Annotated in this window: 22 protein-coding genes; 18 read left to right on the top strand and 4 right to left on the bottom strand. The window is 72.9% G+C overall.

Annotated elements, in window-relative coordinates:
- Positions 1 to 157 precede the first annotated feature (157 nt).
- Together ACLQ27_RS14470 and ACLQ27_RS14465 are read right to left on the bottom strand one after the other, a co-directional pair.
- On the bottom strand, positions 158 to 1321 hold the full coding sequence (locus tag ACLQ27_RS14470; RefSeq protein WP_357491355.1) for a low temperature requirement protein A: 1164 nt from the start codon (positions 1319 to 1321) through the stop codon (positions 158 to 160).
- Positions 1322 to 1393: 72 nt separating this feature from the next.
- Complete coding sequence (locus ACLQ27_RS14465) at positions 1394 to 2191, bottom strand: SAM-dependent methyltransferase (RefSeq protein ID WP_357573607.1); 798 nt, start codon at positions 2189 to 2191, stop codon at positions 1394 to 1396.
- 141 nt (positions 2192 to 2332) lie between these two features.
- On the opposite strand from ACLQ27_RS14465, the gene ACLQ27_RS14460 reads away from it, so the two are divergent.
- The 5 genes from ACLQ27_RS14460 (at position 2333) to ACLQ27_RS14440 (ending at position 5900) form a co-directional block, all read left to right on the top strand.
- On the top strand, positions 2333 to 2797 hold the full coding sequence (locus ACLQ27_RS14460) for a hypothetical protein (RefSeq protein WP_425867114.1): 465 nt from the start codon (positions 2333 to 2335) through the stop codon (positions 2795 to 2797).
- Positions 2798 to 2859: 62 nt separating this feature from the next.
- Entirely contained in the window at positions 2860 to 3588 is a 729-nt protein-coding gene (locus ACLQ27_RS14455; protein ID WP_425867112.1) for a histidine phosphatase family protein, read from the top strand.
- A gap of 7 nt (positions 3589 to 3595) precedes the next feature.
- The gene (locus tag ACLQ27_RS14450) at positions 3596 to 3868 is read left to right on the top strand and encodes a hypothetical protein (RefSeq protein ID WP_357573608.1); all 273 of its coding nucleotides are present in this window, start codon (positions 3596 to 3598) and stop codon (positions 3866 to 3868) included.
- 17 nt (positions 3869 to 3885) lie between these two features.
- A complete protein-coding gene (locus tag ACLQ27_RS14445) occupies positions 3886 to 4863 on the top strand; it encodes a zeta toxin family protein (RefSeq protein ID WP_425867111.1) in 978 nt (325 codons plus the stop codon).
- Between the two features lie 410 nt (positions 4864 to 5273).
- Positions 5274 to 5900 carry a phosphatase PAP2 family protein gene (locus tag ACLQ27_RS14440; RefSeq protein WP_357573610.1) on the top strand — a complete coding sequence of 209 codons (627 nt, stop codon included), beginning with the start codon at positions 5274 to 5276 and terminating at the stop codon, positions 5898 to 5900.
- A gap of 174 nt (positions 5901 to 6074) precedes the next feature.
- Here ACLQ27_RS14440 and ACLQ27_RS14435 read toward each other — a convergent pair whose 3' ends face one another.
- Positions 6075 to 6782: a prepilin peptidase gene (locus ACLQ27_RS14435; RefSeq protein ID WP_357573782.1), complete on the bottom strand. Its 708-nt coding sequence runs from the start codon at positions 6780 to 6782 to the stop codon at positions 6075 to 6077.
- Between the two features lie 726 nt (positions 6783 to 7508).
- Here ACLQ27_RS14435 and ACLQ27_RS14430 point away from each other — a divergent pair.
- The 12 genes from ACLQ27_RS14430 to ACLQ27_RS14375 are packed head-to-tail and all read left to right on the top strand — an operon-like array spanning position 7509 to position 16791.
- Positions 7509 to 8045 (top strand): hypothetical protein, encoded by a 537-nt coding sequence (locus ACLQ27_RS14430; protein WP_425867339.1) that lies wholly within the window; start codon positions 7509 to 7511, stop codon positions 8043 to 8045.
- Positions 8046 to 8092: 47 nt separating this feature from the next.
- Complete coding sequence (locus tag ACLQ27_RS14425) at positions 8093 to 8998, top strand: hypothetical protein (protein ID WP_357573783.1); 906 nt, start codon at positions 8093 to 8095, stop codon at positions 8996 to 8998.
- Between the two features lie 46 nt (positions 8999 to 9044).
- Positions 9045 to 9704, top strand: a complete 660-nt coding sequence (locus tag ACLQ27_RS14420; RefSeq protein ID WP_357491367.1) for an SAF domain-containing protein — start codon at positions 9045 to 9047, stop codon at positions 9702 to 9704.
- Positions 9705 to 9706: 2 nt separating this feature from the next.
- Positions 9707 to 10507, top strand: coding sequence for a ParA family protein (locus ACLQ27_RS14415; protein ID WP_234583205.1), 801 nt, complete (start codon positions 9707 to 9709; stop codon positions 10505 to 10507).
- A complete protein-coding gene (locus tag ACLQ27_RS14410) occupies positions 10497 to 12038 on the top strand; it encodes a CpaF family protein (protein ID WP_425867108.1) in 1542 nt (513 codons plus the stop codon). The genes ACLQ27_RS14415 and ACLQ27_RS14410 overlap by 11 nt, the downstream gene beginning before the upstream one ends.
- Positions 12039 to 12042: 4 nt before the next feature.
- The gene (locus tag ACLQ27_RS14405; protein ID WP_234583203.1) at positions 12043 to 12945 is read left to right on the top strand and encodes a type II secretion system F family protein; all 903 of its coding nucleotides are present in this window, start codon (positions 12043 to 12045) and stop codon (positions 12943 to 12945) included.
- 37 nt (positions 12946 to 12982) lie between these two features.
- Complete coding sequence (locus ACLQ27_RS14400; RefSeq protein WP_425867337.1) at positions 12983 to 13852, top strand: type II secretion system F family protein; 870 nt, start codon at positions 12983 to 12985, stop codon at positions 13850 to 13852.
- 25 nt (positions 13853 to 13877) lie between these two features.
- A complete protein-coding gene (locus ACLQ27_RS14395; protein WP_234583202.1) occupies positions 13878 to 14081 on the top strand; it encodes a hypothetical protein in 204 nt (67 codons plus the stop codon).
- Between the two features lie 7 nt (positions 14082 to 14088).
- Complete coding sequence (locus tag ACLQ27_RS14390; protein WP_234583201.1) at positions 14089 to 14535, top strand: TadE family protein; 447 nt, start codon at positions 14089 to 14091, stop codon at positions 14533 to 14535.
- Positions 14532 to 14999 carry a TadE/TadG family type IV pilus assembly protein gene (locus ACLQ27_RS14385; protein ID WP_425867106.1) on the top strand — a complete coding sequence of 156 codons (468 nt, stop codon included), beginning with the start codon at positions 14532 to 14534 and terminating at the stop codon, positions 14997 to 14999. The genes ACLQ27_RS14390 and ACLQ27_RS14385 overlap by 4 nt, the downstream gene beginning before the upstream one ends.
- A complete protein-coding gene (locus tag ACLQ27_RS14380) occupies positions 14996 to 15427 on the top strand; it encodes a pilus assembly protein TadG-related protein (protein ID WP_425867105.1) in 432 nt (143 codons plus the stop codon). The genes ACLQ27_RS14385 and ACLQ27_RS14380 overlap by 4 nt, the downstream gene beginning before the upstream one ends.
- A gap of 14 nt (positions 15428 to 15441) precedes the next feature.
- Positions 15442 to 16791, top strand: a complete 1350-nt coding sequence (locus tag ACLQ27_RS14375) for a LysM peptidoglycan-binding domain-containing protein (protein ID WP_425867103.1) — start codon at positions 15442 to 15444, stop codon at positions 16789 to 16791.
- 237 nt (positions 16792 to 17028) lie between these two features.
- Here the strand turns inward: ACLQ27_RS14375 and ACLQ27_RS14370 are convergent, their stop codons facing one another.
- On the bottom strand, positions 17029 to 17883 hold the full coding sequence (locus ACLQ27_RS14370) for a Rieske 2Fe-2S domain-containing protein (protein ID WP_234583197.1): 855 nt from the start codon (positions 17881 to 17883) through the stop codon (positions 17029 to 17031).
- 189 nt (positions 17884 to 18072) lie between these two features.
- Here ACLQ27_RS14370 and ACLQ27_RS14365 point away from each other — a divergent pair, with 189 nt between their 5' ends.
- Positions 18073 to 18873 (top strand): crotonase/enoyl-CoA hydratase family protein, encoded by an 801-nt coding sequence (locus ACLQ27_RS14365; protein WP_357573616.1) that lies wholly within the window; start codon positions 18073 to 18075, stop codon positions 18871 to 18873.

The raw sequence follows: 18873 nt of genomic DNA, 5'->3' as shown, positions 1-18873 counted from the left end.
CCGGGGGGGGGTGGTCTTGGGGTCCGCCGGGTCCCCTCCTCCGGGGCGGGGGGGGGTGGCGGGGCGGGGCGGGGGGCGCCGTGGGGGCCCCCGCGGCCCGGCACGGCAGATTCCGCTACGGCACGCCGCCCGCCAGCCGACTGTCTTTCGCCTGCCGTCAGTCAGTCGACCCGCGCCGGCGGTAGGTGAAGAGAGCGGCGTGGTCCAGGACCGCCACCACGAGCACCACGGCGGTGGCGACCGCGCTGATCATTAGCAGCGGCAGCCGCAGGGCGGCCGCCGCGCCGGCCAGCACGAGCAGCGCGCCGACCCGAGGCCAGGACAACCGCCGGTGGATGGCCAGCGAGAACAGGATCCGGCCGACGAGGAACAGCGTGGGGCCGCCCAGGATGGCCGCGACAGCCGCCAGGTCACCGACCTCGGAGGGGTGGGCGATGCTCAGCTCGGCTCCGACGGCCGTCACCACAATGCCGGCGATCATCACGAGGTGCAGGTAACCGGTGACGACACCGAGCCGGGACGGATCGGCGTGCTCGATGGCCGAGCCCAGGTGCCGGCCCGCGGGGGTCACGTAGAGCAGCCCGATCAGCACGGCCGTGACGAAGACCAGCAGGAAGGCGACGGTCTCGGCGAGATCCAGGCGGGTGCCGGCGTACGAGAGCCCGGCGGCCAGGACGAGTTCACCGAGCGCGATGATCATGATCTGCTGGTAGCGCTCGGCGAAGTGCGCTCCAGCGAGGCGCAACTCCTGCTGACGGGCGCGACCCAACCTCGGCGTGGGCCAGCCGAGCCGTGGACCGGTCACGTCGATCGCGAGGGCGAGCACCCAGAGCGGCACCCGCCACTGCGGCAGGAACGCGCCCGCCAGCCACGGCACTGCGGTGGCCGCGTACCAGCAGAGGATCCGCAGCGCCCGGCGCTGCCGGGGATGACCGCGCAGCATCGAGGCGGTGACCACACCCCGGACGAGGTGGACCGCGACGTACGCGCCGGCGAAGAGCACCCCCCGCTCCCCGAGCGCCTGCGGGGTCGCCACCCCGGCCAGCAGGCTGCCCAGCGTGGCGGCGACCAACACCACGCGGATCGCCGGGGACTCCGGGTCGTACCAGTCGGCGCTCCAGGTGGTGGTCACCCAGATCCACCAGACGCCGGCCAGCAGCAGGGCGGTGCGCAGGGCGCCGGCCAGCGTGAGGTCGTTCAGCAGGTGCACTGCCGACTGGCTGAGGGCGAGCACGAACGCCAGGTCGAAGAAGAGCTCCAGGAACGAGGCGCTCAGCGGCGCGTCGCTTCCCCGCAACAGCCGCTCGGGCCTGCTCGCCATCGGCGCTCCTCCCGGTGGCAGGCGCTGGATCCGTCGTACCACCCGAGGCCCGGCACCGGAGGCGAAAACGCGTCAGCGGCGGACACCGACCCCGGCGTAGCCGTGTGCGTCCCCGGCCTCCGGCTCGGCGTCCGGCCGCCACCGGGTGGTCTCGACCAGGCCGGGCTCCACCAGGTCGTACCCGTCGAAGAAGCGCAACGTCTCGGCGTGGGTGCGGGGCACCAGCGGGGCGCTGCTGGCGCGGTAGACGGCCTGCCCACGCTCGGCCACCTCCGGCGGGACGCCGTCCAGCGTCAGGTGCGACAGCACCAGGTGGCTGCCGGGCACTGTGGCGTCGCGCAGCCGGGCGACCGCGGCCCACGGGTCGTCGTCGTCCGGCACGAAGTGCAGCACCGCGAGCAGCAGCACGGCCACCGGGCGGTCCAGGTCGAGCGTGGCCCGCACCTGCGGGTGGGCCAGCAGGTCGTCCGGCCGCCGCAGGTCACCCTGCACGACGGCCGTGCCGGGCACGTCCGTCAACAACCGCCGGGCGTACGCGACGGCCACCTCGTCGTAGTCGACGTAGACCACCCGGGCGTCCGGCGCCACGGCCCGCACCACCTCGTGCACGGTCCCCTGGGTGGGCAGACCCGCCCCGATGTCCAGGAACTGGTGGACGCCCTGCCCGGCGGCGTACCGGACGGCCCGGCGCAGGAAGTGCCGGTTGGTCTGCGCGGCGAGCCCGGTGCCCGGGAAGATCTCCAACACCCGCTCGGCTGCGGCGCGGTCGGCGGCGAAGTTGTTGCTGCCACCCAGGAAGTAGTCGTACATCCGGGCGACGTTGGGTCGGGCGGTGACGTCGGTGGTGTCGGGTGCCGGCTGGTCGGTCACGAGGGGGTCCCTTCGCCGCGGTCGGATCTCGATGTCTAGCAGCCGGGGCGACGACCCGCTGACCCCTCGTGTCGTTGATCCGGCTGCACCCCTGGTCAGTGCCGACCACGGTGGGGGCACCGAATCACCGAGGGGGACGCGATGACCGGTCAGCGGGAAACCGTGCGGGTCGACCACGACCTGTTCCGCGCCGTGTACGACTCGCCCGCGTCGCTGCCCGGCCGGCACCGGTGGACCACACCGGAGTCGGACGTCCGGCGTCTGGAGAAGCTGCTGGGAATGCCGGCACGCACCATCGGCGCCCCGCTGTGGGTCAGCGGCGACGAACCGGACTGCCCGAAGTGCGGCCGGCGGATCACCTGGTACGACATCGTCTCGTCGGCCCTCACCGGCCTGCACGACAAGAACATGATCGCCACGGTCATCCTCGGCGAACACCGGTACGTCAACACCGAGGTGCCGGAGGCCATCGCCGGGGTGCGCTGCGCCGACTGCCACACCGCGATCGACGGCCTGCGCAGCTTCAAGTGCCACAACTGGGCGTACGCCTTCGAGGCGCTGGAGGCCGTGCGCGAGCGCATGGCGGGCGGACCCGCGCCGAACTGAGCGCCAAACGGCAGACCCGCGCCTACAACGGACCCGTGGCGCCCACTATGAAGAATGGAGACATGGACACCGTCGCTGAGCTGACCCTCATCCGACACGGGCAGAGCCTGGCTAACGTCGCCTTCGCCGATGCACACGCACGAGGGCTGACCGATCATGGTCTGACCGGGCGAGATGCCGACATCGAGCTGTCGTCGCTGGGATGGGGGCAGGCCACCCGACTCGGTCACTGGCTCGCCGCTCTACCCGGTCACCGCCGGCCCCAAGTCGTCGTCTCTTCCCCCTATGTCCGCGCTCGGCAGACCTGGTCACGAGCGGCGGAAACCGCGGCGCAGTCGGGTGCCGACTATCCCCTCGCCGTCGTCGATCGCCGTCTCTGCGATCGGCTCATGGGCGACCTGGAGCTACTGACCCCCGCCATGATCGCTCAACGGTTCCCCGCGGAGGCAGCCCGGCTCGCGGCCGAAGGCGAGTTCTCCTACCAGCCTCCTGGTGGTGAGTCGTTCGCCGACATCGCTCGACGCCTGGCGGCCGTGCTGGCGGACCTGAACACCCAGCACGCGGGCCGGCGCGTCCTGCTCGTGGCCCACGACGCCGTGGTCGTGGTGATGCGCCACCTCATCGAAGGTCTCGGGTTCGACGAGATCGCTGCCATCGTCGCGACGACTCCGGTCGCGAACACGTCGATCACCCGGTACGACGGCACCGCCGGCGGTCTCACGCTGGTGGAATTCGCCGCGACCCCGCACCTTGAGCCAGGAAGGGACGAGCATGCCTTCGTCGGGAAATGATGAGTCGGTGTTGGGGAGCCTCACCCCGTCGTCGTTGACACCGGAGCAGCTCCACGATCACCAGGTCACCCGAGACCTGATCGCCCAGGCCCTCGCGGCCCAGTCCGCTCGCCGCTACGAGCTGGAGCAGGCCGGCGGTGACCAGGGCTCCCTGGAGCAGGTCATCGCGTCTCAGAGCCGTCTCGCGGGGGCCCTACGGGATCTCGATCCCGCCGACATCGACAAGGTCGCCCGGCTCCGTGAGGAGTGCGTCGCCGTGCTGCGTCAGGCACGCCGTTGACCGAGTTCCCTGACGGCGTGCTCTCCGAGGACGCCAACGAGCGGATCTTCCGCGAGCAGATCGTCCCGATGTTCCTCACCGGCGCCCCATCCCAGCAGCGGCCGGTGGCGGTCATCGTGGGAGGACAGACCGGCGCAGGCAAGACGGCGGTCACCACGATGGTGAAGCGAGCGCTGGGCGCGGGCAGTGCCTTCATCAACATCAACATGGACTTCTACAACCCGATGCACCCCAGCTTCCACCGCTGGCAGGCCGAGGACGAAACCACGGCCAGCGCGAAGGTGCGACCGGACGGGGAACGCTGGTGGGGCAAGGCCCAGCAGTACGCCATCGACAACCGCTGCCACGTCGTCCTCGAGTCGGCCATGCGCTACGAGAGCGAGTTCGAGGACATCGCCCGCCGGTTCCACGACGCCGGCTACCGCGTCGAGGTCGCCATCGTCGCGGTCCCCGAGGCCCTCAGCCGCCTGGGGATCCTGCACCGGTACTGGAGCGAGGTCGAGGCAGTCGGCCGCGGCCGACTGATCGACACCGCCGTTCACGACGAGTGCTACCGCGGCGTCATCCGCGGTGCACACGCCGTCGACACCCAAGACTTGGCGCACGTCGCCTTCGCGTTTCGACGCAATGGCGAGGTCGTCTACGCCAACACCAGCACCGCCGCCGCTTGGCAACGCTCTCCTGCGCTCACGGCCGCCATCAGCGCCGAACGCCAGCGCCCCTGGACGCCCACCGAGCGGGCCTGGTACCTCGACAACTCTCACCGGCTACGTAGCGCCATCGATCCCCGCTGGCATCCAGTCCTTGATGCGATCGACACGGCAGCGGCACCGCTGCTGACAACGCCCGCCAGCGCCCGCGCCCGGCGGGCTGCCGTGGCTATGTACGGCAGTACCCGGCAGGCGATCCGAGGCAGGACCGATGCTCCGGGGGTTACCAGGCCGGGTCCTGCAATTGACCGCTCAGCCCCTAGCCAACGCGACCTGGGCCGGTGACGACCCGTCGGCCATCGAGCCTGCCGTGTGGAAACAAGGGCGCCCGGCCTCCAGACAACTCGGCGTAACCAGCTCCTGATCCTCACGTTTGAGGCCGGTCCGTAGTTTGCAGACGCGACCTGAGCCGGCCTCGGCCGAGCGGCGGGTGGGGCGGCGACCCGGTGGCGACGTCGGCTCGGGCCCGGGGTCGGGCACCGGCGGCATCGGCCGGTCGACCGGACCGTCGCAGGCGACGCCAGGTGCAGTCCGTCGGCGGTCTTGTCCCCGAGGTCCGCAGCCATGAGGCGCCTGTGCGATCGCTGGACGAAAGTCGTACGGCCGGCTCGACCTTCGACTGCGGCGCCGCCCGCTGCCGCGTTCCTAGGGTGTCTCCCAGATGAACGAGGTATGAACGTCTAGTGAGGTGATTCATGGCCGCCAACGGCAGCACGGACGTTCCAGAGATCAGCGCCGAGTGGTACCGCGACATCGTCGACGCGGCAGCCGGCACCCCGACCCCGGTGCAGTGGTTCGTCGGGCACGCCACCGAGGGGGTGATCCTGCTGCTCGGCGCGCTGCTGGTGGCGGCCGCGGTGCGCCGCCTGGTCGGCGGCCCGCACGACCGGGCACTCGCCCTGGTCGCGCCGCTGCCGACCCTCCTGGCGTACGCGGGCAGCGAATGGCTCAAGACAGTGGTGGACGAGGACCGGCCGTGCCGGACGGTGGGCCGGGCGATCATCGCCGGCACCTGCCCACCACCCGGTGACTGGTCGTTCCCCAGCAACCACGCCACAATTGCCGGCGCGCTGGCGATCACCACACTGCTGCTCTCCCGACGGCTCGGGCTGGTCGCGCTGCCGCTGGCCGTGCTGGCCGCCTTCTCCCGAGTCTTCGTGGGCGTGCACTACCCGCACGACGTGGCCGCCGGCCTGCTGCTCGGCGCCCTGGTCGCCATGGTGGCGACCCCGCTTCTGGCCCGCCCGACCGCTGAGGCGCTGCGCCGTCGCGCCGATGCCCGCCGCCCGGTACCGGACCTCGCCAGCCGACCCCGCCCCTGACCCCGCCACCCAACGGCACGTGCCCTCCGCGCGGGGCGCCGCCCGCGCGGAGCGCCACGCGCCTCGCCCACAAGATCGTGCTCGATCCTGGTTCTAGTGGCCTCGGTCGCGCGGGAGGCCACTACATCCTGGATCGAGCACGATCTTGCGAGCCGCTGGCGGCGGGGCCGCGTGTCAGGAGGTCAGGAGGAGGGCGGCCACCGTGCCGAGCAGCAGGAACGGGCCGAACGGCAGGTGCGTGCCCCACCGGGCCCGTCGGGCGACCAGCAGTCCCACACTCACCAGCGCGGACAGCCCGAACGCGAGCAGCAGCCCGAGGAGCAGGACGGGCAGGCCGTACCAGCCGAGCAGCGCTCCCACGCTGAGCGCCAGTTTGGCGTCGCCCAGGCCGAAGCCCCGGCGGCCGAGCAGCAGTGTGCTGACGGCGAAGAACAGCGCCAGCCCCGCGCCGGAGGCGACGGCCCGCAGCCAGGGGCCCGCGTCGGTGTCGGCGAGCGCGGCCGCGCCGAGCAGCAGCCAGGTTCCGGCCGCCGCCGGCAGGGTGAGCCGGTCGGGCAGCCGGTGCACGGCCAGGTCGACGAGGACCGCCGGCACGGTCCACGCGAGCCACCAGGCCAACGCCGGCAGACCCCCGCCCGACGGGCCGACCAGCGCCAGCAGCGCCACGGCGGCGAGCGCGGCCAGCTCGACCGTGCCGGGCGGCGGGCCGACCCGGGCCCGGCACCTGCCGCACCTGCCGAAGGGGCCGAGCGCCGGCCAGGGCCGGGTCAGGCCGATCGCCGCGCCGCACGCGTCGCAGCCGGTCCGGCTGGGGGTGCCCGAGGGTACGGCGTAGCGCACGACGGCGAACCGCAACAGCGGACTGACCGCCACGATCGCCAGCCCGGTCGCGAGCCGAGGGCGGTCAGTTCCCGAGACCGGCCCAGTTGCCTGATCGGTCGGGTTCCGCCGGCCGGGTGCCGCCGCTGGGGGGCCGGTCAGCGCCACGTGGACCACGCCGAACCCCGGCCACCCCTCGTAAAGGTGAACACGGATCGTGACTGAACGCTCGCTCGGGTGTAGCGGATGGCGCGGAAACCGACGCTTGCCAGTCGTCGCACGACCGCCCTCCCGCCGGAGGGCAGGCTCGGCGGTGTGCCGGTCGGGGCAGCCCGTCCGCCGCTCCGGGGTGCCGTCCGGATGCCGGGATGGATGCACGATGTCCCACTCTCAGGACCGACCCGGGGGGTGCGGCGGATCAACCCCGGCCGGCGAGACCGGACCATCCGCGGCCCCTCGACCGGCAATCGTCCGCAGTGCAGCACGGACACCCGCCACCACCACCAATCATCACTCAGAGTGTTCACTTGAATTGCCTCTGTTGCATCGGCGAGCGTCAGCCTATGCTCGCCCCTTGGGTGTGACGCAAGCCTCACCTCAATGACCGGACGACACGGGACCTTGCATTTGTAGAAGATCCGTAACGGTGAATGCAGAAGCGCAATGAACAGCTCCGGAAGGCACTGATCCGGGCGCGCTTCCGCATGCCCGGCGGCGGTGCTTCGTCGCACGTCGGGCGATCACGAGGAGGGTTCAGCGGTGCGCGGACGGCAGCTCAGGCGAACGGCAATCTGCCTGCTGGCGGTCGTGGCGGCGGTGCCGGTCACCGCCTGCGGCAGCGGGCAGGAGACGGTCGACCGGCCGGCGACGGCGCGGGGCGACGGGGTGCGGGCCGATTCGGGCGCCGAACGGGAAGCTGCCGAAAAGGCGGCGCTCGACGCGTACTCCGGTTATCTCGCGGCATCGCGGACGGCGAGTCGACGCAGTGATCCACACGCGCCGGAACTGTCCCGGTTTCTCGCTGATCCGCTGCTGACCCGGGTGCAATTGTCCATTCGCGACGCAAAGGAGCACGGCGCGATGCGTACCGGGACATTGGCGTCCGATCCCAGCGTGACCGCCGTGAGCCTGGACTCAGATCCGGCAACCGTGGAGATCCAGGACTGCCTGGACGCGACCGGCTACCGGCTGATCTACACCAAGGACCAGCGCGTGGTCCCGGGCAGCGGTGGCGGCAGACATCTGGCCACCGCCACCGCCACCCGCTACCCCGACGGTCGCTGGCTGATCAGCTCCGGCGCGGCGCACCCGGACCAGCCGTGCTGACCCGGGGGCGGGGAGCCCGCACCGGCGAGGTCGGCGCGGCCCGGCGGATGCTCGCGGGGGCCGGTCTGGCGCTGCTGCTGGTGGCCGGCGCGTCCCTGCCGGCCGCCGCGGCCCACCGCGCCGACCCGGGGGCCGAATGTCCGCCCGGCCAACCGGACTGCAACGTCTGGGACGACGAGCCCGGCACTCCGGGCGGCCCCGGCGGCGGAGGCGACAACGGCGGCGGGGGCGACAACGGCGGCGGCGGGGGCGGCGGTGTCTGTCAGTGGGGCGGGCGGACGATCCCCTGCTACGACGACCTGCTGGGCTGGTTCAACAACGGTGACGGGTGCTACTACAAGCTCGCCTCGCCGCAGAAGCCGGCACCCGAGGGTCAGCAGTGGTACGTGCAGACCTGCAACGGCGGCGATCTCGGCGCACAGGACACGGTGCTGCGCGACGGGCCACCGCCCGGCTTCGGCGCTCCGCCGGACCCGGAGGAACTGGCCCGGCGGGCTCTCGCGTCGATCAAGCTGCTGCCGGCACGACTCAAGGTGGCACCCCGCAAGGACATCGGCCCCGGCCTGGTCGGCCTGCCGGTCTGGATGTGGGCCACCCCGAGCGCCAGCTACTTCGGGCCGCTGCGCGCCTCCGCGTCCGACCGCGGGCTGACGGTCTCCATCGAGGCCAAGGTCGACCGGATCGTCTGGAGCATGGGCAACGGCGACACGGTCACCTGCACCAAGGCCGGCACTCCGTACGACCCGAAGGGCAAGCGGGCCGGCCGCACCTCCCCGGACTGCGGCTACGACCACGGCTATCCGAAGGCCGGCACCTACCGGGTGGGCGCTACCACGTACTGGACGGTGCGCTGGTGGACCGACGACGGCGACGAGGGTGACCCGATCCCGCAGACCCGGACCAGCGGCACCGTGCCGGTCCAGATCAAGGAACTCCAGGTGGTGACCAGGTGAGTGAGCCGGTTCTGCGAGCCACACAGTCGGGAATGGAGATCGAACGGTGAGTCTGGCAACGCGTAACTCGACCGGGCCGGTGGACGCGCCGGTCAGCCCGCCCAAGGTGGTCCGGCAGCGCCGCGTCCGCCCAGGGCTGCTGGGTCTCGCCGTACTCCTGATCGCCCTCGGTGGGCTGGGTGCGGCGTTCGCGGTCACCTCGGTCCGGGCCACCGGCAGCTACCTCGCGGTGGCCCGTCCGGTGGAGGTCGGTCGGGAGGTCAGCGCCGCCGATCTGATCACCGTGCAGGTCGCCGGCGGCCAGGGGTTGCACCCGGTGCCTGCGGCACGGCTGAACGAGGTGGTCGGCAAGCGTGCCGCCGTGGCGCTGGTGCCCGGCACCCTGCTCACCCTCGGGCAGGTCACCGACGACCCGCTGCTCGGCCCGGGTCAGCAGCAGATCGCGCTCGGCCTGAAGACCGCCCAGGTGCCGGCCCGCGCACTGCACCCCGGCGACAAGGTGCTGCTGGTCAGCACCCCGGACGAGAACGCCACCGGGGCGGCGGCCGGCGCGGGCACCCGGTTCGCGGCCACCGTCATCGACATGGTCAGCCCGACGGACGACGAGAAGGTGCTGTACCTGGCGCTGCTCATCCGGGACGTACCCGCAGTGGTGGCGTTGGCCGCCCAGGAGCGGATCGCGGTCGTGCTGACCGAGGCGGCCTGAACATGGCGATCATCGCGTTGGTGTCCGCGAAGGGTTCGCCCGGCGTGACCACCTCGGCGTTGGCCTGTGCCCTGACCTGGCACCGCCGGCTGGTCCTGGCCGAGTGCGACCCGGCCGGCGGGTCGGTCCTCGCCGGCTACCTGGGTGGTCAGCTGGACGGGCCGCGCGGCATCGGCGAGCTGGCCGTCGGGGAGCTGCGCGACGGCAACCTGGAGACCGCGTTCTGGTCCCAGCTGGTCGACCTGGACGCGCCGCGCCGGGAACGGCTGCTGCTGCCCGGGTTGGTCGATCCGGCGCAGGCCGGCAGCGTCACCCCGCTCTGGCAGCGCTTCGCCGACTACTTCAACGCCCTGGACCGGGGTACCCCCGGCTACGACGTGCTCGTCGACTGCGGCCGGCTGCACGTCACCGGCCCACCGTGGCCACTGCTGCGGGCCGCTTCGGTGGTGCTGCTGGTGACCCGGGCCCACCTGCCCGACCTGTCTGGCACCCGGGCGGTGGTCACCGCGATCGAGCGGGACTTCGCCGAACACCGGGTGCCGCCGGGCACCCTGCGGCTGCTGCTGGTCGGCGACGGGCACGGGCGCGCGGAGATCAGCCGCGGACTGAAACTGCCGGTGATCGCCCGGCTGCCGCACGACCCGCGTACCGCAGGGGTGCTGGCCCTCGGTGGGACCGTGCGGTCCGGACGGCCGCTGCTGCGCGCGGCCGCCGCGCTGGAGGTGCCGGTCGGCGCGCTGCTGGAACGCCGGCGGGCGCGGCTGGCCTGGCCGGTGCAGCAGGGGGTGCCGGATGCGGTTTGAGCCCGTCTCCACCGACCCGCGTCAGCAGCCGCCGGCCGCGACGTCCACCGCGCCGCCGCTGGCCCCACCGAACGGCCGGCACCACCAGTCGGCGGCGGTACCGCAGCCGATGCCCACGGCCACGCCGCCGCCGGAGGTGGCACCCCGACCCCGGATGGATTTCCAGGTGGTCCGGGAGCTGCGCCGGGAACTCACCGAGCGGCTCACCCTGTGGCAGCGCGGCCGGGAGTTCACTGTCGACGAGGAGGACACCGAGCGGGCCCGGCTGGCCGTCACCGTGGTCGCCGAGTACGCGGACGCGGTCCGTCGCGCCGGAACACCGATGGCCGCCGGCGAGGAGCGCCTGCTGCTCGACCAGGTGACCGCCGAGCTGGTGGGGCTGGGCCGGCTGCAGACCCTGCTGGTCGACGACACCATCGAGGAGGTGCACATCCTCGGCTGCGACGTCGTGCGCATCACCCGGCACGGCGGTGGGGTGGACTGGGCCGAGCCGATCGCCGACAGCGACGCCGAACTGGTGGAGATCCTTCAGGCGGCGGCGCGGCGGGCCGGCGCGACCGAACGGTCACTGTCCACGGTGAAGCCGACCCTGGACCTGCAACTGCCCGACGGCAGCCGACTGGCCGCGGTGTTCCTGGTCAGCCACCGGCCGTACGCGGTGATCCGCAAGCACAACACCCTGGACGTGAGCCTGGACGACGTGGCCGGCGCCCGGGGTGACCTGGACGAGATGATCGACCCGCTGCTGCGCGACTTCCTGCGTGCGGCGATGCGCGCCGGGTTGAACATCATGGTCGCCGGGCTGGCCGGCGCCGGGAAGACCACGATCATCCGGGCGCTGATGAACGAGATCCCGCCCGACGAGCCGTACGTGCTGCTGGAGGAGAGCCGGGAGTTGTTGCCGGCCCGTCGCCGGGAGCGGCACCGGGCGGTGATGAGCTTCGAGGCGCGGGAGGGGCACGGCGAGCGCGGCTTCGACGGCCGGCCGGCGGGTGAGGTGACGATCGCCGACCTCATCCCGCTGTCGCTGCGGATGGGCGTGCTGCGGATCATCGTGGGCGAGGTCCGGTCCCGGGAGATCGTGCCGATGCTCCAGGCCATGACCACCAGCCGGGGTTCGATGTGCACCATTCACGCCCGTACCGCGGCCGGGGTGGGTGAACGGATCGTCGAGCTGGCGCTGGCGCACGGCCGGGAGATGACAGTCGACCAGGCCCGCCGGATGGCCGGCAACGCCCTCGATCTGATCGTCTACGTCACCGTCGAGGACGAGAGCGCGATCGGCGGCCGTAAGCACCGGTTCGTCTCGCACGTGGAGGAGGTGATCGGGGCCGGTGAGGCCGGACGGATCACCACCACCACCGTCTTCGGTCCCGGGCCGGACGGCCGCGCCGTCCCCCGGCACCTCCCAGAACGGGTCCGCGACCAGCTGCTGCGGGTGGGGTACGACTCCCGGCTGCTGACCCGCTGGATCGAGGCCGGTACGGGTGCCTGGCGGCGTCCCCGACAGACCCGACTGGCCCGGCGGTGACCTGATGGGGAACAGCCTGGAGTTGATCGCGGTGGTCTCCGGGGCCGCCTGTGTGGCCGGACTGCTGCTGGCGGTCGTCGCGCTGGTGGGCAGCCGCCGGCCCGCCGGGCCCGCCCCGGGAGCAGGGCCCGGGCTGAGCCGCCTCTGGCGTGGCTCCGGCGCCACACCTGCCGAGCGGCGGGCCTACCAGGCGCTGCTGCTCACCGCTGTGGTCGCCGGGGCGTTGGCGTTCCTGCTGACCGGGCTGCCGGTGGTGGGCCTGCTGGTGGCGGTGGCGGTGCCCGGCACGCCGTGGCTGTTCGCCGTGGGCAAGGCCGAGCAGCGGGCGATCGCCCGGATCGAGGCCGTCGGCGAGTGGACCCGCCGGCTCAAGGACGTCTCCGGTACGGGCCAGGGCCTCCAACAGGCGATCATCAGCACGATCGGCAGCGTGCCACCCGGCATCGAGGACGAGGTACGGCTGCTCGCCGCCCGGTTGCAGGCCGGCTGGCTGGCCCGTTCCGCGCTGCTGGCGTTCGCCGACGAGATCGGCGACCCGGTGTGCGACCAGGTCGTGGCGGCGCTGATCCTGCACCTCACCGACCGGGGTGAGCGGCTGGGCGACGTGCTGGGCTCGATCGCCGGCGCGGCGGCCGCGGAGGTGGCGACCCGCCGGGAGATCGAGGCCAAGCGCACCCAGCCCCGGTTCGCGGTCCGCTTCCTGACCGGGATGACGCTCGCGACGCTGGCGTACGGGCTGGTCAACACCGAATACATCACGCCGTACGGCACACCGACGGGTCAGGTGGTGATGGCCGCCCTCGGTGCCGCCTTCATCGGCCTGCTGGCCTGGGTGCGGTCGATGAGCCAACCGCAGCGGCCGGCCCGGTTCCTGCCGGCGCCCGACCCGCAGGAGGTGATCGCGTGAGCGCGAGTGCCACCGTCCCCGGAAGGAGCCTGCGGTGATCGTCAACTGGCTCCTCGGCGTCGCCGTGTCTGGTGGAGCGGCGATCGGGTTGGGCCTGTTCCTGGTGATCCGGGAGCTGGTGCCGGCGACCCCCGCGCTCGGGCCGGCGCTGCGCCGCCTGCACCAGCCGCCGGGCACCGGGCGGGTGGCCGCTCCCGCCTCCCGTCGGCTGGACTGGCTGACCGGGCTGTCCCGCTGGTTGCGACCACCGCACCGGCAGCTCGCCCTGATCGGCCAGACCCCCGAGCAGTACGCGCTGTCGGTGCTGCTGTCCGCGCTCATCGGACTGGCCACGCCGACGCTGCTCGGGGTGGCGCTGTTCGTGCTCGGCGTCTCGCTGCCGCTTGTCGTACCGGTGCTGGGTGGCCTCGGCATGGCGCTGATCGCCGCTCTGCTGGCGCACCGCTCGGTGCTGGCCAAGGCGGACGCCGCCCGCGAGGAGTTCCGCCAGGCCGTCTGCACGTACCTGGATCTGGTGGCGCTGCAGCTCTCCGCCGCGCACGGGCCGGTGCAGTCGCTGGAGCGGGCCGCAGCGGTCTGTGACGGCTGGGTGTTCGACAGGCTTCAGGAGTCGCTGCGGATCGCCCAGATGCAGATGCACGCGCCCTGGGACGAGCTGCGGGACCTCGCCGACAAGATCGGCATCCCGGAGCTGGGCGACGTCGGCGCGATCATGCGCTCCTCCGGCAGCGAGGGTGCGCAGGTGCACGAGACGCTGCGCAGCCGGGCCGACTCGCTGCGCGACCAGATCCGCACCGACAACCTGGCCCGCGCCGAGGGCGTGACCAGCCGACTCGACATCCCGGGCGCACTTCTCGTCTTCGTGCTGCTCGGCTTCGTCGTCTATCCGTTCATCGCCCGTGTCTGATCCGACCCCCGAGAAGGAGTACGCCATGTCCATCCTCACCTACCTGCACGTCGTGGTGACGACGCGCTTCGCCGAGCTGCGGCGCGACGGCGAGCGGGGCGACAGCCCGGTACCGACCGCCGTGATCATCTTCGGTCTGGTCTTCGTGGCGACAATCGTCACCGGCCTGGCCCTCGGCAAGGCCAACGACTGGATGAAGGCCATCCCGAGCCACACGAACCCGAAGTAGCCGGCAGATGCGCCGAGCCGCGTTCGCAAGGTGGCGCCGGGCGGTTCACGCCGCCCGGTGTCGCCTCGTGGCCGGCGACCGGGAGCGGGGCGCCAACCCGGTGGAGCTGGCCGTGGTGATGCCGTTGATCCTGGTGCTCCTGTTCGCCTCGCTCCAGGTCTCGGCCGTGTTCCTGGCCCGCTCCACGGCGTTGAACGCCGCCCAGAGCGGGGTCAACGCCCAGCGGCTCTACAACGCGTCCGACGGTGCCGGGACGGCAAGCGCCACCCGGTTCCTGTCCAGCACCGGCGGCTGGCTGCTGGGCTGGAACAAGGCCGGCGGCCCGAGCTGTGTGACCACCGATGTCGAGGTGACCTGCACGGTGACCGGCCGGTCCCTGTCCGTGGTGCCCGGCGTGGACTTCGAGGTGGAGCAGACCGCGCACGGGACGGTGGAGCGGGTGACCCCGCCGTGAACCGACCCGCCGAGCGGGGCTCGGTCTCCATCGAGGTGGCGGTGCTCGCGCCCGCGTTCATCGCGCTGATGGTGCTGGCCGGCGTGGCCGGTCGCAGCGCGGTGGCGGCGGAGGCCCTCGACGCCGCAGCACACGACGCGGCCCGCGCCGCCTCGATCTCCCGGAATCCGGCCAACGCCCGCGAGGAAGCACGCGAGGCGGCTCAGCAGCAGCTGGACTGGCGGGGGCTGAACTGCACCGGCACTCCGACCGTGACGTTCAGCGGCACGGTCGGAGGCGCCGTCACCAGCTTCGACCGGGCCTACCGCAGCGCGCTCGGCCAGGACGCGACGGTCACCGTCACTGTCGCCTGCCGGGTGTCCTTCCGGGATCTGCGCCTCTCGGCGGTGCCCGGCATGCCCAGCGAGAACCGCATCGAGGCCAGCTTCACCTCACCACTGGACCGCTACCGGAGTCGGGGATGAACGACCGGACGCTCTCCGCCGACCACGGCCGGGTCAGCATCTTCCTGGCGGTGGCGATGGTCGGCGTACTGGCCATCGTGGGGCTCTCGTTCGACGGCGCCGGCCAGCTGCGCACGCTGCAACGCGCCGACAACCTGGCCGCCGAAGCGGCCCGCGCGGGCGGGCAGGCCATCGACCGGGCCACCGCGATCGAGGGCGGGCCGACGCGGATCGACCAGCCGCAGGCCCGCGTCGCGGTCGCCAACTACCTCTCCGCAGCCGGCACCACCGGCCACACCGTGAGCTTCCCGCAGATCGCCGGGGAGACAGTCGTCCGGGTACGCGTCACGATCACCTACCGCCGCTCGATGCTCGGGCTGTTCGGCTTCGCCGACCGGGTCACCGTCACCGGTGAGGCGACCGCGCGGGCCATCACCGCAGGACCGTAGGAAGGAAGGCCGCCATGTCCGCATCGGGTCGGTCCGTCGTACGGCGGACCGGACGCGTCCTCACCGGCGTCGGCGCGCTCGTCGTGCTCTTCGCTCTGGTGGCGGGTGCGCCGGTCGCGCTGCTCGCCTTCGCGGGCAATCCCCTGCCCGACCATCTGCCCACCCTCGCCGAGGTGGGCACCGTCCTGACCAGCCGCGACGACGGGCAGCTCTTCCTGCGGGCCCTGGCGCTGGCCGGCTGGTTCGGCTGGGCCACATTCGCCTTCTCCGTGGTGGTGGAGCTGGGTGCGCAGATTCTTCACAGGCCGGCGCCGAAGTTGCCGGGGATGAGCCGCCAGCAGAAGGCCGCCGCCGCGCTTGTCGGTTCGGTCGCGCTGATCCTCGCCGCCAGCCCGGCCGCCGCCAGCGCCGCGGCGGTCTACACCGGTCCGGCGTACGCCCAGTCGAGCGCTTCGAGCAGCGCCGCCCGGCTGCCCGACGGTGGGGCGCTCGGGATGGCCGGTAGCGGGCCGCTCGCGACGACGGGCAGCGGGCCGCTCGGGCTGGTCGCGCCGGGTGGGCCGAGCGCCGGTGACCAGGCGGCGCCGGTGTATCGCGTGGCGCGGGGCGACTACCTCGGCGAGGTGGCCGAGCGGTACCTCGACGAGTTCGGCGACTATCGACAGCTCGCCAAGCTGAACCGGCTGGACGACCCGGACCGGATTCGCCCCGGCCAACTGCTCCGGCTGCCGACGGAGGCCGCCGACCAGGGCGCCCGCACGCACGCCACAGGCAAACTCGTCGGCCGGCCCGCCGCGCCCAAGCCGCCGGCTCAGCGGCCGGCCCCCGAGCGGACCGCGCCGGAGCGGGCGGAACAGGCGCCCCCCGGCGGTACGGAGTCGACAGGTCAGGTACCCCCGATGACAGTCGGCGCGGCTCGGGCCGGAACCACCGACCGGGTGAACCGACCGCTCGCGGTCTCCGCCGTGCTGGCCGTGGCGAGCATCGTGGGCGCACAGATCGGCGCGGTTCTCGGGCTGCGCCGCCGCCCCGCCACCGCCGGTGCCGCCCCCCGGATGGCTGCGGCTGCCCGACGCGGCGCGGGTCGGAGCAGCGGCAGCTCCCGCAGTGGTCGTCGGAGCAGCGGCGCCGCGTGGGCCGCCAGCCGTGCGGCAGCCGCCACCGAGAGCACGGCACCGCCGACCGGAGGCCCGGCCCCCAGCGGCGTGCCGGCCCGGACCGGCGAGGGGGGCTGGGCTGGCCCGGCGGGCTCGACGGGTCAGGCCGGCTGGACCAGCCGTGACCAGCACGGATTGGGTGCCGACGGGTCCGGCTGGGATGCCGTGCCGGACGAGCCATCGACCGGTCGACACCGACGAAGCTGACCGGCCACGCGGCGGCACGCGGCCTGAAGAGCGACATACCTCAGAGGTATATCTATGACTCTGAGGTATGTCAGCCGAGACCAACACCGCTCCGGCGGCGCGGAGATGCCGACGGCATCCAATGACAGCAACACCAGCCCGACCGCGCGGAGACGCCGACGGCATTCGATGAGGGCCACACCAGCCCGACGGCGCGCGGGAACACCGACGCCGTCCGGCCACGCTCAGCGGAGCGTGTCAGGGCAGGCGGGTCTGCAGGACGCCGTCCTGGATGCGGGTCGGCAGGATCTGCTGGTCGTTGCCGGAGGGCCCCTGCACGACCTCGCCGCCGTTGAGCCGGAAGGCGCTGCCGTGCCACGGACAGACCACGCAGGCGTGGCCGTCGATCTCCTGGACCTCGCCCTCGCCGAGCGGTCCGCTCTGGTGCGGGCAGCGCTCCAGCATCACGGTGACCTCGTCACCGTGGCGGTAGAGGATCACCGAGATGTCGTCGTCGACCTCCCGGGTGATCAGTGTGCGCTGCGGCAGGGTGGCCATGTCGGCAAGTGAGTGCCAACCGTCGCTCATCCGGTGCAGCTCGGACACGCTCTGGTTGACCTGGGCGCCCTGCTTGTACGCCAGGTGGCCTCCGATGTACGCGCCGAGGCTCACGGCGGAGAGGCCGAGGAAGCCGAGCGCCCGTCCGACACCGTGCCGCCCGGAGAGCCGCGCCGCCAACGAGCCGGCGTAGAGGCCCACGCCGACGGTGTTCGCGGCGGCGTGCACCAGGCCGACCCGACGCTGGTCCCGGGAGAGCGCCGCCCAGTCGTTCAGACCGGCGACCGCCGCCGGCAGCGCGCTGACCGTGCCCAGGCCGACCAGCACGGTGGCCGGCCGGCGCTGCCCCGGCATCAGGTCCAGCACGGCGGCGCTGATCCACGCGCCGACCGGCACCTGCACCATCGCCGGATGCAGCGGATGCCCCAACGTCACGCCGTGCAGCAGGTCCCGCAGCCGCCGCGGACGCAGCGTCCCGAGAACCACCTTCTGCAGACGGTCTCCCGTGCGGTCCAGCCGGGAGTCCTGCTCAACTTTCGTCAATAGCGCTCGCACAGGTACCGACTTCCCGGCGATCGCCATCACAAACCGACCACCGGCGACAAACCTGCCGCGTCCCCCGTACGCGCCGATCTTGCACTTTCTGTCCCGACGAACCAGGGCACAAGCCGCGATCCGCCGACCGAAAGTGCAAGATCGACGGGGCGGGTGTGGGGGTGGGAGGTTCGGGGGGATGCTGGGGGGATGGGTGTGCGGGTGGAGCGGGTGGGGGCCGTCAGCACGGTGATCGTGGATCGTCCGGAGGCTCGGAACGCTGTGGACGGGCCTACCGCGCGGGCCCTGGCGGATGCCTTTCGGGCCTTTGAGGCCGACCCGACGGCGGCGGTGGCCGTGCTCTGGGGTGCCGGTGGCACGTTCTGCTCGGGCGCCGACCTCAAGGCGATCGGCACGCCCAGCGGCAATCGGGTCGAGCCCGAGGGAGACGGCCCGATGGGTCCCACCCGCATGGCGCTCAGCAAGCCGGTGATCGCGGCGATCTCCGGGTACGCGGTGGCCGGCGGCCTGGAGCTGGCGCTCTGGTGCGACCTGCGGGTCGCCGAGTCCGACGCCACGCTCGGGGTGTTCTGCCGTCGCTGGGGAGTGCCGCTCATCGACGGCGGGACGGTCCGGCTGCCCCGGTTGATCGGGGAGAGCCGCGCGATGGACCTGATCCTCACCGGGCGGGCGGTGCCGGCCGACGAGGCGTACGCCATGGGGTTGGTCAACCGGGTGGTGCCGCCGGGCCAGGCGCGGGCGGCGGCCGAGGAGCTGGCCGCGGCGATCGCCAGGCATCCCCAGACCTGCCTGCGCAACGACCGGGCGGCCGTGCTGGCCGGCGCTGGACGTCCCGAGGCCGAGGCGCTGGCGACCGAGCTGGCGTACGGGATGGATTCGCTGGCCACCGACGCGGCGGCCGGCGCGGCCCGGTTCGCCGCGGGCGAGGGCCGGCACGGCACGACGCCGCCGGGAGGGTGGGACCCCCCGACGGCGTCGGCTACCGGCTAG

Origin of the sequence: Micromonospora sp. DT63 (assembly GCF_049841615.1) — a bacterium.
Taxonomy (GTDB): Bacteria; Actinomycetota; Actinomycetes; order Mycobacteriales; family Micromonosporaceae; genus Micromonospora.
This window is presented reverse-complemented; position numbering and strand designations above follow the sequence as displayed.